A 14,490-nucleotide genomic window follows, 5' to 3' on the forward strand; every position below is an offset into this window, starting at 1 on the left:
GAAGAAGCGGGGTGACGTGTCCATACGTCACTCCGCTTTTTTACAACCTGCGATCGCCCTTTCAGGCTTTATTTACGGGAGGTCTTCTTGACTAAGCCAGCCATACTCGCCCTTGCTGATGGCAGCATTTTTCGCGGCGAAGCCATTGGAGCCGACGGTCAGACCGTTGGAGAGGTGGTGTTCAACACCGCCATGACCGGCTATCAGGAAATCCTTACCGATCCTTCCTACGCCCAGCAGATCGTTACCCTGACCTATCCGCACATCGGCAACACTGGCACTACGCCGGAAGATGTCGAGTCTGATCGTGTCTGGTCGGCTGGCCTGGTGATTCGTGACCTGCCACTGGTTGCGAGCAACTGGCGCAACACGATGTCGCTGTCCGATTACCTGAAAGCCAACAACGTTGTGGCGATTGCCGGTATCGATACGCGCCGCCTGACACGCATCCTGCGTGAAAAAGGCTCGCAGAATGGCTGCATCATGGTTGGTGACAATATTTGCGAAGACGCAGCGATTGCTGCAGCGCAAGGCTTCCCCGGCCTGAAAGGCATGGACCTGGCGAAAGTCGTCAGCACCCAAGAGCAGTACGAGTGGCGCTCCACTGTCTGGGACTTGAAGACTGACAGCCACGCGACTATCGAAGCCACTGAGTTGCCTTACCACGTGGTCGCTTATGATTACGGCGTGAAGTACAACATCCTGCGGATGCTGGTCGAGCGCGGCTGTCGCGTAACCGTCGTGCCGGCGCAAACCCCAGCCTGCGACGTGCTGGCCCTGCAACCGGATGGCGTGTTCCTGTCCAACGGCCCGGGCGATCCCGAGCCATGCGACTACGCCATCAAGGCCATCAAGGAAGTGCTGGACACTGAGATCCCGGTATTCGGTATTTGCCTTGGTCACCAACTGCTGGCCCTGGCCTCCGGCGCCAAGACTCTGAAAATGGGTCATGGGCATCACGGTGCGAACCACCCGGTACAGGACCTGGACACGGGTGTGGTGATGATCACCAGCCAGAACCATGGTTTTGCGGTGGATGAAGCCACCTTGCCAGCCAACGTGCGCGCCATTCACAAATCGCTGTTCGACGGTTCCCTGCAGGGTATCGAGCGCACCGACAAGAGCGCGTTCAGCTTCCAGGGCCATCCTGAAGCGAGCCCGGGCCCGAACGACGTAGCGCCGCTGTTCGACCGTTTCATCAATGAGATGGCCAAGCGACGCTGACTGAGTGGCTTGCGGGTGGCCCCGAATGTCGGTGGCCCCCGCAAGCTCTTCAAAGATTGTTCAAGACGGCTTGCCGACTGACCTGCGGATTTGAGTGACAAACCCATGCCAAAACGTACAGACATAAAAAGCATCCTGATTCTCGGCGCTGGCCCGATCGTTATCGGCCAGGCCTGCGAATTCGACTACTCCGGCGCCCAGGCCTGCAAGGCCCTGCGCGAAGAGGGGTACCGCGTCATCCTGGTGAACTCCAACCCGGCCACCATCATGACCGACCCGGCCATGGCCGACGCTACCTACATCGAGCCGATCAAGTGGCAGACCGTTGCCAAGATCATCGAGAAAGAACGTCCTGACGCACTGCTGCCGACCATGGGTGGCCAGACTGCACTGAACTGCGCCCTGGACCTGGAGCGCGAAGGCGTCCTGGAAAAATTCGGCGTAGAGATGATCGGTGCCAATGCCGACACCATCGACAAGGCTGAAGACCGTTCGCGTTTCGACAAGGCCATGAAGTCCATCGGCCTGGCCTGCCCGCGCTCGGGTATCGCCCATAGCATGGAAGAAGCCAATGCGGTCCTCGAGACCCTGGGCTTCCCATGCATCATCCGTCCGTCCTTCACCATGGGCGGTACCGGTGGCGGTATTGCGTACAACCGTGAAGAGTTCGAAGAAATCTGTGCCCGTGGTCTGGACCTGTCGCCGACCAAAGAGCTGTTGATCGACGAATCCCTGATCGGTTGGAAAGAATATGAGATGGAGGTTGTCCGCGATAAGAACGACAACTGCATCATCGTCTGCTCCATTGAAAACTTCGACCCGATGGGCGTGCACACTGGTGACTCGATCACTGTGGCTCCAGCACAGACTCTGACGGACAAGGAATACCAGATTCTGCGTAACGCCTCCCTGGCGGTACTGCGTGAGATCGGCGTGGAGACTGGCGGTTCCAACGTTCAGTTCGGCATCTGCCCGGACACCGGTCGCATGGTCGTGATCGAGATGAACCCGCGTGTATCCCGGTCCTCGGCCCTGGCTTCGAAAGCTACCGGCTTCCCGATTGCCAAGGTTGCGGCCAAGCTGGCTGTGGGCTACACCTTGGACGAGTTGTCGAACGACATTACCGGCGGCAAGACCCCGGCGTCCTTCGAGCCGTCCATCGATTACGTCGTTACCAAGCTGCCGCGCTTTGCCTTTGAAAAGTTTGCCAAGGCTGACGCGCGCCTGACCACGCAAATGAAGTCGGTCGGTGAAGTCATGGCTATTGGCCGGACGTTCCAGGAATCCCTGCAGAAAGCCCTGCGCGGCCTGGAAGTGGGGGTTTGCGGCCTGGACGAGAAGCTCGATCTGAGCAATCCGGAAAGCATGAGCATCCTCAAGCGTGAGCTGACGGTGCCAGGCGCCGAGCGTATCTGGTACGTGGCTGACGCCTTCCGCGCCGGCATGACCGTCGAAGACATCTTCGGCATGAACATGATCGACCCGTGGTTCCTGGTACAGATCGAAGATCTGATCAAGGAAGAAGAGAAGGTCAAGACGCTGGGTCTGGCCAGCATCGACCGCGACATGATGTTCCGCCTCAAACGCAAAGGCTTCTCCGACCAGCGTCTGGCCAAGCTGCTGGGCGTGACTGAGAAAAACCTGCGCACTCATCGCCACAAGCTGGAGATCTTCCCGGTCTACAAGCGTGTTGACACCTGCGCGGCCGAGTTCTCTACCGACACTGCCTACCTGTACTCCACCTATGAGGAGGAGTGCGAAGCCGCGCCGTCGGGTCGTGACAAGATCATGATCCTCGGCGGCGGTCCAAACCGTATCGGCCAGGGTATCGAGTTCGACTACTGCTGCGTACACGCCGCTCTAGCCCTGCGCGAAGACGGGTACGAGACCATCATGGTCAACTGCAACCCGGAAACCGTTTCCACTGACTACGACACCTCCGATCGTCTGTACTTCGAGCCAGTGACCCTGGAAGACGTGCTGGAAATCGTGCGCGTCGAGAAGCCAAAAGGCGTGATCGTCCAGTACGGCGGGCAAACCCCGCTGAAGCTGGCGCGTGCCCTGGAAGCGGCCGGTGTGCCGATCATCGGTACCAGTCCTGACGCCATCGACCGCGCGGAAGATCGTGAGCGTTTCCAGCAAATGGTCGAGCGCCTGAACCTGCGCCAGCCGCCAAACGCTACCGTGCGCAGCGAAGACGAAGCCATCCGTGCAGCCAGCAAGATCGGCTACCCGTTGGTGGTTCGTCCGTCCTACGTACTGGGCGGCCGGGCGATGGAAATCGTCTACGAAGAGGACGAACTCAAGCGCTACCTGCGTGATGCGGTGAAAGTGTCCAACGACAGCCCGGTGCTGCTGGACCACTTCCTCAACTGTGCCATCGAGATGGACGTGGATGCGGTCTGCGACGGTACCGACGTGGTGATCGGCGCGATCATGCAGCACATCGAACAGGCGGGTGTTCACTCCGGTGACTCCGCGTGCTCCCTGCCACCGTACTCGCTGCCGCTGCACATCCAGGATGAGATGCGCGAGCAGGTAAAGAAAATGGCCCTGGAATTGGGGGTTGTCGGCCTGATGAACGTACAGTTGGCGCTGCAAGGTGAAGACATTTACGTCATCGAAGTCAACCCGCGTGCTTCGCGTACCGTGCCGTTTGTTTCCAAGTGCATCGGTGTGTCCCTGGCGATGATTGCCGCTCGTGTGATGGCTGGTAAGACCTTGAAGGAAATCGGCTTCACCAAGGAAATCATTCCGAACTTCTACAGTGTGAAGGAGGCGGTGTTCCCATTCGCCAAATTCCCTGGCGTGGACCCGATCCTGGGCCCAGAGATGAAGTCCACCGGTGAGGTGATGGGCGTGGGCGATACTTTCGGCGAAGCATTCGCCAAGGCCCAGATGGGCGCCAGCGAAGTGTTGCCGACCGGCGGTACTGCGTTTATCAGTGTGCGTGATGATGACAAGCCACTGGTTGCAGGCGTGGCCCGTGATCTGATCAACTTGGGCTTCGAAGTCGTGGCCACTGCCGGCACTGCCAAGCTGATTGAAGCGGCTGGCCTGAAAGTGCGTCGCGTGAACAAGGTAACGGAAGGTCGTCCACATGTGGTCGATATGATCAAGAATGACGAAGTCACCCTGATCATCAACACCACCGAAGGTCGCCAGTCGATCGCGGATTCCTACTCCATTCGTCGTAACGCCTTGCAGCACAAGATCTACTGCACCACCACTATTGCTGCTGGCGAAGCCATCTGTGAAGCGCTCAAGTTCGGTCCGGAAAAGACTGTGCGTCGCTTGCAGGATCTACACGCAGGATTGAAGGCATGATCAAATACCCTATGACAGTCCAGGGCGCCAAGGCCCTGGAAGAGGAGCACGCCCATCTGACTAAGGTCGTACGTCCAAAGCTGAGCCAGGACATCGGGACGGCCCGTGAGCTGGGAGACTTGAAGGAAAACGCCGAATACCACGCTGCCCGTGAGCAGCAAGGTATGGTCGAGGCGCGGATCCGTGATATCGAGGGGCGCATGCAGAATGCCGTCATCATCGATGTCACGACCATTCCGAAGACCGGCAAGGTGATTTTTGGTACGACTGTGGAAATCGCCAACGTCGAGACTGATGAAAGCGTGACTTACCACATCGTGGGTGAGGACGAGGCTGACTTCAAGCTCGGCAAGATATCTGTCGGTTCGCCGCTGGCCCGTGCCTTGATCGCCAAGGAAGAGGGTGACGTGGTCGCCGTCAAGACGCCTGGTGGCGTGATCGAGTACGAGATTGTCGAAGTTCGTCACATCTGAAAGACGGCGCCCGCTTCCAGCGGGCGCCATGCTTTGGCAGTTGGCCCAGATGCTCTGGGTCGGTGGCTTGTGGCTGTTACATCTGGGTGTATTGCCGGTGCTGGGCATGATTGGCCTGGCGCCGTTGCTGATCGATGAGATTGGCGGATTATTGAGTGAGCTGCTGGTAGGGTTTGCGGCGGCGTGCGTGATTCTTCAGGCATTGGTGCTGGTCAAGGCCGAGGGGTTGGAGGGTTTGTGGCGGGATATGCGTGGGCAACTGCTGTTGATGGCGCTGTATGCGTGCGCAATGTATTGCATGGTGCGCATATTGCAGCCGGAAGCGTTGCGCTGGCAGCTGTTCAGCTATCTTGTGCTAGGGTTTTCCGGCTTGGTGCTGGTGGTACAGCCGGTGCCAGGATGGAGTGGCAGGGCGCGCGAAGCACGCCCGTGACCCTTGAATCATTTGAAGCGGTGAACGTTCGACAATTGCTTGTTGGCGCTGAAATTCTTGCGATACAGCAGTGCCATCTTGCCGATGACCTGAACCAGGTCTGCCTTGCCCACCTTGCACAATTCTGCAATGGCGGCCAGGCGCGCTTCGCGATCAAGGATATTGACCTTGATCTTGATCAACTCGTGATCGCCTAATGCGCGTTCAAGTTCGGCTAACACACCTTCAGTCAAACCGTTGTCGGCCACGATCAAAACTGGTTTCAGATGGTGGCCAATGGATTTGTACTGTTTCTTCTGCTCTTGAGTGAGCGGCATAATCTGACCCCTGCGTCTGATCTTGTAAAAAAGCGGCGGCCAGTTTACCCGAGCGAGTCCGGGACCGCCCAGTTAATCACGACCCGTTTTATTTTCGAGGTGGCCCGTGGCCCGTTCCAAAACCAGCCTTAACTGGCTTAAAGAGCATTTCAACGATCCTTACGTCAAAAAGGCGCAAAAGGATGGCTACCGTTCCCGGGCCAGCTACAAACTGCTGGAAATCCAGGAAAAGGACCGGTTGATCCGTCCAGGCATGAGCGTAATCGATCTTGGTGCAGCCCCTGGCGGCTGGTCCCAGGTGACCAGTCGTCTGATTGGTGGGCAAGGCCGTTTGATCGCTTCCGACATCCTGGAAATGGACAGCATCCCTGACGTGACCTTCGTCCATGGCGACTTTACCCGCGATGACGTACTGGCGCAGATCCTCGAGGCTGTCGGAAATTCACAGGTAGACCTTGTGATTTCGGATATGGCCCCCAATATGAGTGGATTACCAGCCGTGGATATGCCACGCGCCATGTTCCTGTGCGAATTGGCACTGGATCTGGCAGGACGGGTTCTGCGTCCGGGTGGTGATTTTCTGGTCAAGGTCTTCCTTGGAGAAGGTTTTGACGAGTACCACAAGAACATGCGCAAGCTGTTCGACAAGGTGCAGACCCGCAAGCCTGACTCCTCGAGGGACAGGTCTCGCGAGCAGTATTTGCTGGGCCGCGGCTATCGCGGTGTGGAAGGCGCTGCCAGTGATGAGCGTCTTTAAAGGTTTTAAGGGGGTCGATAGGTTTTTTTATATCGCTTTCGTCACGAAGCTTTACGAATATTGTGTAGTCAAAGTTTCACAAAGGGTTACAGACGGCGCCTGCCAGAGTTGTAGGTAATGTAGTAAGTTAGGCCGGTGAATATCATGCGAAGCGCGCGCCAGTAGCGGAGCTTGCTTCAGAGGGTAGTTAATTGAACGATATGGCAAAGAATCTGATCCTGTGGTTGATCATCGCGGCTGTCCTGGTGACGGTGATGAACAACTTCTCCAGCCCTAACGAGCCGCAGACCCTCAACTATTCCGACTTCATCCAGCAAGTTAAGGATGGCAAGGTCGAGCGCGTAGCGGTTGATGGCTACGTGATCACCGGCAAGCGCAACGATGGCGATAGCTTCAAGACCATTCGTCCGGCAATTCAGGACAACGGCCTGATCGGTGACCTGGTGGATAACAAGGTTATTGTCGAGGGCAAGCAGCCTGAGCAGCAGAGCATCTGGACTCAGTTGCTGGTAGCCAGCTTCCCGATCCTGGTGATTATCGCTGTGTTCATGTTCTTCATGCGCCAGATGCAAGGCGGGGCGGGGGGCAAGGGCGGGCCGATGAGTTTCGGCAAGAGTAAGGCGCGCCTGCTTTCCGAAGACCAGGTAAAGACTACCCTGGCTGACGTTGCCGGTTGCGACGAAGCCAAGGAAGAGGTCGGCGAACTGGTCGAGTTCCTGCGTGACCCAGGCAAGTTCCAGCGCTTGGGCGGTCGCATTCCTCGCGGCGTACTGATGGTCGGTCCTCCGGGCACCGGTAAAACCCTGCTTGCCAAGGCGATTGCCGGTGAAGCCAAGGTACCGTTCTTCACCATTTCCGGTTCTGACTTTGTCGAGATGTTCGTCGGTGTGGGTGCCAGCCGGGTGCGTGACATGTTCGAGCAGGCCAAGAAACATGCGCCGTGCATCATCTTCATTGATGAAATCGATGCTGTCGGTCGCCATCGTGGTGCTGGCATGGGTGGGGGGCACGATGAGCGCGAACAGACTCTCAACCAGTTGCTGGTGGAGATGGACGGCTTTGAAATGAACGACGGCATCATCGTTATTGCCGCCACCAACCGCCCTGACGTACTTGACCCGGCACTGTTGCGTCCGGGCCGTTTCGACCGTCAGGTTGTGGTCGGTTTGCCAGATATCCGTGGCCGCGAGCAGATTCTCAAGGTCCATATGCGCAAAGTGCCAATGGGCGATGACGTGGTTCCGGGTGTGATTGCCCGTGGTACGCCTGGTTTCTCCGGTGCCGACCTGGCCAACCTGGTGAACGAGGCTTCCTTGTTCGCTGCCCGTACCGGCAAGCGCATCGTGGAGATGAAGGAGTTCGAGCTGGCCAAAGACAAGATCATGATGGGCGCCGAGCGCAAATCCATGGTTATGTCCGAGAAAGAGAAGCAGAACACTGCTTATCACGAAGCCGGTCACGCCATTGTCGGTCGCGTTGTGCCTGAGCATGACCCGGTCTACAAGGTATCGATCATTCCTCGTGGTCGGGCATTGGGTGTCACCATGTTCCTGCCGGAAGAGGATCGCTACAGTCTTTCCAAGCGTGCCCTGATCAGCCAGATCTGCTCGCTGTATGGCGGTCGTATTGCGGAAGAGATGACCTTGGGCTTCGACGGTGTAACCACCGGTGCGTCCAATGACATCATGCGTGCCAGCCAGATTGCGCGGAATATGGTTACCAAGTGGGGCTTGTCGGAAAAACTCGGCCCGCTGATGTATGCCGAAGAAGAAGGCGAAGTATTCCTGGGGCGTGGCGGCGGCGGTCAAAGTGCCAGCTTCTCCGGCGAGACTGCCAAGCTGATCGACTCTGAGGTGCGCAGTATCATTGACCAGTGCTATGGCACGGCCAAGCAGATCCTTACCGATAACCGTGACAAGCTCGATGCCATGGCGGATGCCTTGATGAAGTACGAAACCATCGATGCTGAGCAGATCGACGACATCATGGCTGGCCGTGCTCCTCGCGAGCCTCGTGATTGGGAAGGGGGTTCGGGTACTTCTGGCACGCCGCCAGTGGTACAGAATGAACGCCCGGAAAATCCAATCGGCGGTCCAGCTGCCGACCTTTAAGGTTTGAAATGACTTCTGTGTTGTCCTCCACCCGGTTGCCTTGCGGCAACCGGGTTCTTGATTTGGCCCGTACTCACGTTATGGGCATTCTTAATGCAACCCCTGACTCCTTTTCCGACGGTGGCCGCTTCGACCAGTTGGATGTAGCGTTGCGCCATGCAGAGGCGATGGTGGCTGCGGGTGCGACCATTATCGATGTCGGTGGCGAATCGACCCGGCCTGGCGCGCGTGCTGTTTCCCCTTTGGAGGAAATGGAGCGTGTTGCGCCGATTGTCGAGCGAATCCATCGCGAACTGGATGTAATCATTTCGGTAGACACCTCGACGCCCGCCGTTATGCGTGAAACCGCGCGGCTCGGGGCCGGGCTGATCAACGATGTGCGCTCATTGCGGCGCGATGGTGCGATGGATGCTGCTGCGGCTACCGGGTTGCCCGTCTGCCTGATGCATATGCGCGGCGAGCCCGGGACGATGCAGGATGCCCCGCATTACGACAACCTGGTTGAAGAAGTGGCGGAATTTCTTGCCGGACGCATTGCCCAATGCGCCGTTGCGGGAATTGTTGCTGAGCGGATTATTCTCGATCCCGGGTTTGGTTTTGCCAAAACCCTGCAGCACAACTTGAGCTTGTTCAAGCATATGGAGTCGCTGCATGCCCTTGGTCGCCCTCTGTTGGTTGGGGTGTCGCGCAAGAGCATGATAGGCATGGCCCTGAATCGCCCTGTGGGCGAGCGCCTGCATGGTGGCCTGGCCCTGGCGGCCCTGGCTGTTGCCAAGGGCGCGCGTATTCTGCGGGTGCACGATGTGGCCGAGACTGTTGACGTAGTGCGGATGATCGAAGCGGTAGAATCAGCCGAATAAGAATGATGGAGCACTTATGACAAAGAAATATTTTGGCACCGACGGCATTCGTGGTCGGGTCGGCGAGTTTCCGATCACTCCGGATTTCATGCTCAAGCTGGGCTGGGCGGCCGGGATGGCCTTCCGCAGCATGGGTGCATGCCGCATCCTGGTCGGCAAGGACACGCGGATTTCCGGCTATATGTTTGAGTCTGCACTGGAGGCGGGCTTGTCCGCTGCCGGGGCTGACGTGATGTTGCTGGGGCCGATGCCTACGCCGGCGATCGCATATCTGACGCGTACCTTTCACGCGCAAGCCGGGATCGTGATCAGCGCTTCGCACAATCCCCATGATGACAATGGCATCAAGTTCTTCTCGGGCCAGGGCACTAAGTTGCCGGACGAGATCGAGCATATGATTGAAGAACTGCTGGATGCGCCGATGACTGTCGTCGAGTCGAGCAAGCTGGGCAAGGTTTCACGGATCAACGACGCTTCAGGTCGTTATATCGAATTTTGCAAAAGCAGCGTGCCTACCAGTACCAATTTTTCCGGGCTCAAGGTGGTCATCGACTGTGCCCACGGTGCGACCTACAAGGTTGCTCCCAGCGTATTCAAGGAGTTGGGCGCCGAAGTCACGGTGCTGTCGGCCCAGCCCAACGGCCTGAACATCAACGACAACTGCGGTTCGACCCATATGGGGCAATTGCAGGCGGCGGTATTGGCCGAGCACGCGGACCTGGGTATTGCCTTCGATGGCGACGGTGACCGCGTATTGATGGTCGATCATACCGGTGCCATCGTCGACGGTGACGACCTGTTGTTCATCATTGCCCGCGACCTGCATGAGCGTAACAAGCTGCAAGGCGGCGTCGTCGGTACCCTGATGAGCAATCTGGGGCTGGAACTGGCCCTGGCCGACTTGGGGGTTCCGTTCGTGCGTGCCAATGTAGGCGACCGTTACGTGATTGCTGAGTTGCTGGAGCGTAACTGGGTCGTAGGTGGGGAGAATTCGGGACATGTCGTGTGCTTCCAGCACACCACTACCGGTGATGCGATCATCGCGGCGTTGCAGGTGCTATTGGCCTTGCGTCGCCGTGAGGAAAGCCTGGCTCAGGCGCGCCAGGCGCTACGCAAGTGTCCTCAGGTTCTGCTCAATGTGCGTTTCTCGGGGGGCGAAAATCCTATCGAGCACCCGGCGATCAAAGAGGCCTGTGAGCGCGTTACTGTCGCCATGGCGGGTCGTGGGCGGGTCTTGTTGCGCAAGTCTGGGACCGAGCCTTTGGTGCGCGTCATGGTCGAGGGCGATGATGAAACACAGGTTCGTGGCTATGCCGAAGAGCTGGCAAAACTGGTAACTGAAGTTTGCGCCTGAATTCGGCTTGCCAGTGTTGATGCGGTTGGGTAACATCTGCGCCCACTTTGACCGACGAGGTACAGCATGCGTCGCACTATGGTAGCTGGTAACTGGAAGATGCACGGTACCCGCGCCAGTGTCGCTGAGCTGGTCAATGGCCTTCGTCACCTGGCCCTGCCGAGCGGTGTCGATATCGCGGTATTCCCGCCTTGCTTGCATATCAACCAGGTGGTTGATGGCTTGAAAGGCAAGTCGATCGAGGTCGGCGCACAGAATTGCGCAGTAGAAGCCATGCAGGGTGCGTTGACCGGTGAGATTTCGCCGAGTCAACTGGTTGATGCGGGTTGTTCCTATGTGCTCGTTGGGCACTCCGAGCGCCGTCAAATGATGGGCGAGCGTGATGGGACGCTCAATCGCAAGTTCGCAGCAGCGCAGGCTTGTGGTCTGATTCCAGTGTTGTGCATAGGGGAGACCCTTGAGCAGCGTGAGTCGGGCAAGACTCTTGAGGTTGTCTCGCGTCAGCTGGGCAGCATCATTGAGGAGCTGGGTGTTGGTGCATTTGCAAAGGCAGTCATTGCTTACGAGCCGGTCTGGGCCATTGGTACCGGGCTGACTGCTACACCGCAACAGGCGCAGGATGTGCACGCAGCCATCCGCGCGCAGTTGGCGGCAGAAAATTCTGAAGTCGCGCAAGGTGTGCGGCTTCTATACGGCGGCAGCGTGAAGGCGGCCAATGCGGTCGAACTGTTCGGCATGCCGGATATCGATGGGGGGCTCATTGGTGGAGCTTCCCTGAATGCAGATGAGTTCGGTGCGATTTGTCGCGCCGCGGGAAACTGAGAAAATGCTGGAAACAGTCGTAGTCGTTTTTCATCTGTTGGGTGCACTGGGCGTTGTTGCTCTGGTATTGCTGCAACAGGGCAAAGGTGCGGACGCTGGTGCGTCTTTCGGGGCAGGTGCTTCAAATACTGTGTTCGGAAGCCAAGGTTCCTCTACCTTTCTTAGTAAGTTTACTGCTATACTTGCCGCCGGTTTCTTCATAACCAGCCTGGGGTTAGGTTACTTTGCTAAAGAGAAAGCTAATGTGCTGACTCAAGCAGGTTTACCAGATCCAGCGGTGTTGGAAGTTCCAAAAGCAAAACCGGCTTCTGATGATGTCCCGGTGCTTCAAGAGCAAAAGTCGGCTACTCCAGCGACTGACGTGCCTCCAGCTCAAGAGCAGAAGTAAGAAGGTTGTAAACGCTGTATTGCCGAGGTGGTGGAATTGGTAGACACGCAACCTTGAGGTGGTTGTGCCCATAGGGTGTAGGGGTTCGAGTCCCCTTCTCGGTACCAATTATCAGAAGAGCCCGCGGTTGCGGGCTTTTTTGTAGGTGGAAGGTTACATTGACCCTGCAAGGGATCGGTCGTATACTTCCGCCCCAGCTTTGTCGCGGGGTGGAGCAGTCTGGTAGCTCGTCGGGCTCATAACCCGAAGGTCGTCGGTTCAAATCCGGCCCCCGCAACCAGTTTTAGCGGAGCCCCTTTTAAGGGGCTTTTTGTTAGCTGGACACTTTCAACGCCGCTGTTCGACGGCGTTTCAAGGATGGGCGTTTCGCCCATTTTTTTATTTTGCACAGCATGCACATACATGCACGAGGGGGTTCAGGTGTCGAGCAAGCTAGAAGAGTTGCAGGCCTTGCTGGCCCCGGTGGTCGTGGCCCTAGGCTATGAATGCTGGGGTATTGAGTTTTCGGCTCAAGGTCGCCACTCAATGTTGCGCGTTTATATCGATAAAGAGGGCGGTGTGCTGGTGGACGATTGTGCCATTGTCAGCCGTCAGATCAGCGGTGTCCTGGATGTTGAAGATCCGATTTCCGTTGAATACACCCTCGAAGTTTCCTCGCCAGGCATGGAACGCCCACTGTTCACTATTGAGCAGTTTGCTAAATATGCCGGTGAACAAGTGAAGATCAAGCTGCGATCTCCCTTTGAAGGGCGACGCAACTTTCAGGGCCTTCTGCGCGGTGTAGAAGAACAGGATGTAGTGGTGCAGGTAGAAGATCACGAGTTCCTGTTGCCGATCGATATGATCGACAAGGCCAACATTATTCCCAGTTTTGACTGAGACGTGCCAGAAACTGCGGATCCCGCGGATCCAATGGCTTGCGAAAGGCGAGGCGTACGATGAGCAAAGAAGTACTGCTGGTTGTTGAGTCGGTATCCAATGAAAAGGGCGTACCGGCAAACGTGATTTTTGAAGCGTTGGAGCTGGCCCTGGCCACTGCTACCAAAAAGCGTTTTGAAGACGAAGTTGATCTGCGTGTGGAAATCAATCGCCACACCGGGGCCTATGAGACTTTCCGTCGCTGGACGGTCGTCGAAGAAGCCGATCTTGATGATCCGGCCATCGAAACCTGGCCAAGCAAGGTTGCGCAAACGCATCCTGGTGCCCAGGTGGGGGATGTCGTCGAAGAAAAGATCGAGTCCATCGAGTTCGGTCGTATCGCTGCACAGACTGCCAAGCAAGTCATCGTGCAAAAGGTTCGCGAAGCCGAGCGCGCCCAGGTTGTTGACGCCTATCGCGAGCGCCTGGGAGAAATCATCTCCGGCACCGTGAAGAAAGTGACCCGCGATAACGTGATCGTCGATCTGGGTAACAACGCTGAAGCGTTGCTGGCCCGTGAAGACATCATTTCCCGCGAAACCTTCCGTGTTGGCGTGCGCTTGCGTGCGTTGCTCAAGGAAATCCGCACCGAGAACCGTGGCCCTCAACTGATCCTGTCGCGTACTGCACCGGAAATGTTGATCGAGCTGTTCCGCATCGAAGTGCCAGAAATTGCCGAAGGCCTGATCGAAGTCATGGCTGCGTCCCGCGACCCGGGTTCTCGCGCCAAGATCGCGGTCCGCTCCAAGGACAAGCGCATCGACCCGCAAGGTGCTTGCATTGGTATGCGCGGTTCGCGCGTCCAGGCAGTATCGGGCGAATTGGGCGGTGAGCGTGTGGATATCGTGCTGTGGGACGATAACCCGGCGCAATTCGTGATCAACGCCATGTCCCCGGCTGAAGTCGCGGCAATTATTGTTGACGAGGATGCCCATGCAATGGACATCGCCGTTGGCGCAGACAATCTGGCCCAGGCCATCGGTCGCGGTGGTCAGAACGTGCGTCTGGCCAGCCAGTTGACTGGCTGGACCCTGAACGTCATGACCGAATCGGACATCCAGGCTAAGCAGCAAGCAGAAACCGGCGATATCCTGCGCAACTTCATCGACGAGCTGGAAGTCGACGAAGACCTGGCACAGGTGCTGGTAGATGAAGGCTTTACCAGCCTGGAAGAGATTGCCTACGTACCGGTGGAGGAAATGCTCAACATCGACGGCTTTGACGAAGACACCGTCAACGAGCTTCGCGCTCGGGCCAAGGATCGCTTGTTGACTAAAGCCATCGCTACTGAGGAAAAGCTGGCAGACGCCCATCCGGCCGAAGACCTGCTCTCGCTTGAGGGTATGGACAAGGATTTGGCGATGGAACTGGCGGTGCGCGGCGTAATTACCCGCGAAGACCTGGCCGAGCAGTCTATTGACGACCTGCTCGACATCGACGGCATTGACGATGATCGTGCCGGCAAGTTGATCATGGCCGCCCGAGCCCATTGGTTCGAGTAATTAG

The 14,490-nt window shown here is 57.4% G+C and carries 13 protein-coding genes and 2 tRNA genes; 14 read left to right on the forward strand and 1 reads right to left on the reverse strand.

The window, feature by feature from the left end:
• Nucleotides 1–87: 87 nt before the first annotated feature.
• From carA to HZ99_RS21715, 4 genes are all read left to right on the forward strand, one after another.
• Nucleotides 88–1,224: a glutamine-hydrolyzing carbamoyl-phosphate synthase small subunit gene (carA, locus tag HZ99_RS21700; RefSeq protein ID WP_038445959.1), complete on the forward strand. Its 1,137-nt coding sequence runs from the start codon at nt 88–90 to the stop codon at nt 1,222–1,224.
• Between the two features lie 105 nt (nt 1,225–1,329).
• Nucleotides 1,330–4,551, forward strand: a complete 3,222-nt coding sequence (gene carB / locus HZ99_RS21705) for a carbamoyl-phosphate synthase large subunit (RefSeq protein WP_038445961.1) — start codon at nt 1,330–1,332, stop codon at nt 4,549–4,551.
• Nucleotides 4,548–5,024, forward strand: coding sequence for a transcription elongation factor GreA (greA, locus tag HZ99_RS21710; RefSeq protein ID WP_032862903.1), 477 nt, complete (start codon nt 4,548–4,550; stop codon nt 5,022–5,024). Before carB ends, greA begins: the two co-directional genes overlap by 4 nt.
• A gap of 28 nt (nt 5,025–5,052) precedes the next feature.
• Nucleotides 5,053–5,457, forward strand: a complete 405-nt coding sequence (locus HZ99_RS21715) for a hypothetical protein (protein WP_038445963.1) — start codon at nt 5,053–5,055, stop codon at nt 5,455–5,457.
• An 8-nt stretch (nt 5,458–5,465) separates the two neighbouring features.
• On the opposite strand, the gene HZ99_RS21720 is transcribed toward HZ99_RS21715, so the two are convergent.
• On the reverse strand, nt 5,466–5,774 hold the full coding sequence (locus HZ99_RS21720; RefSeq protein ID WP_029298992.1) for a YhbY family RNA-binding protein: 309 nt from the start codon (nt 5,772–5,774) through the stop codon (nt 5,466–5,468).
• A 106-nt stretch (nt 5,775–5,880) separates the two neighbouring features.
• On the opposite strand from HZ99_RS21720, the gene rlmE reads away from it, so the two are divergent.
• The 10 genes from rlmE (at nt 5,881) to nusA (ending at nt 14,486) form a co-directional block, all read left to right on the forward strand.
• Nucleotides 5,881–6,531 (forward strand): 23S rRNA (uridine(2552)-2'-O)-methyltransferase RlmE, encoded by a 651-nt coding sequence (gene rlmE, locus HZ99_RS21725; RefSeq protein ID WP_038445965.1) that lies wholly within the window; start codon nt 5,881–5,883, stop codon nt 6,529–6,531.
• Between the two features lie 200 nt (nt 6,532–6,731).
• The gene (gene ftsH / locus HZ99_RS21730; RefSeq protein ID WP_038445967.1) at nt 6,732–8,642 is read left to right on the forward strand and encodes an ATP-dependent zinc metalloprotease FtsH; all 1,911 of its coding nucleotides are present in this window, start codon (nt 6,732–6,734) and stop codon (nt 8,640–8,642) included.
• Nucleotides 8,643–8,650: 8 nt separating this feature from the next.
• Nucleotides 8,651–9,502 carry a dihydropteroate synthase gene (gene folP / locus HZ99_RS21735; protein ID WP_038445969.1) on the forward strand — a complete coding sequence of 284 codons (852 nt, stop codon included), beginning with the start codon at nt 8,651–8,653 and terminating at the stop codon, nt 9,500–9,502.
• 16 nt (nt 9,503–9,518) lie between these two features.
• Nucleotides 9,519–10,856 carry a phosphoglucosamine mutase gene (gene glmM, locus HZ99_RS21740; RefSeq protein WP_038445971.1) on the forward strand — a complete coding sequence of 446 codons (1,338 nt, stop codon included), beginning with the start codon at nt 9,519–9,521 and terminating at the stop codon, nt 10,854–10,856.
• A gap of 66 nt (nt 10,857–10,922) precedes the next feature.
• A complete protein-coding gene (gene tpiA, locus HZ99_RS21745; RefSeq protein WP_038445973.1) occupies nt 10,923–11,678 on the forward strand; it encodes a triose-phosphate isomerase in 756 nt (251 codons plus the stop codon).
• 4 nt (nt 11,679–11,682) lie between these two features.
• Nucleotides 11,683–12,066: a preprotein translocase subunit SecG gene (gene secG / locus HZ99_RS21750; protein ID WP_038445975.1), complete on the forward strand. Its 384-nt coding sequence runs from the start codon at nt 11,683–11,685 to the stop codon at nt 12,064–12,066.
• Between the two features lie 21 nt (nt 12,067–12,087).
• Nucleotides 12,088–12,173 (forward strand) — tRNA-Leu (locus HZ99_RS21755).
• Nucleotides 12,174–12,269: 96 nt separating this feature from the next.
• Nucleotides 12,270–12,346 (forward strand) — tRNA-Met (locus HZ99_RS21760).
• Between the two features lie 140 nt (nt 12,347–12,486).
• Nucleotides 12,487–12,945 (forward strand): ribosome maturation factor RimP, encoded by a 459-nt coding sequence (rimP, locus tag HZ99_RS21765; RefSeq protein WP_032873230.1) that lies wholly within the window; start codon nt 12,487–12,489, stop codon nt 12,943–12,945.
• Nucleotides 12,946–13,004: 59 nt separating this feature from the next.
• Entirely contained in the window at nt 13,005–14,486 is a 1,482-nt protein-coding gene (gene nusA / locus HZ99_RS21770) for a transcription termination factor NusA (RefSeq protein ID WP_038445977.1), read from the forward strand.
• Nucleotides 14,487–14,490: the final 4 nt, after the last annotated feature.

Source organism: Pseudomonas fluorescens (assembly GCF_000730425.1).
GTDB lineage: Bacteria > Pseudomonadota > Gammaproteobacteria > Pseudomonadales > Pseudomonadaceae > Aquipseudomonas > Aquipseudomonas fluorescens_X.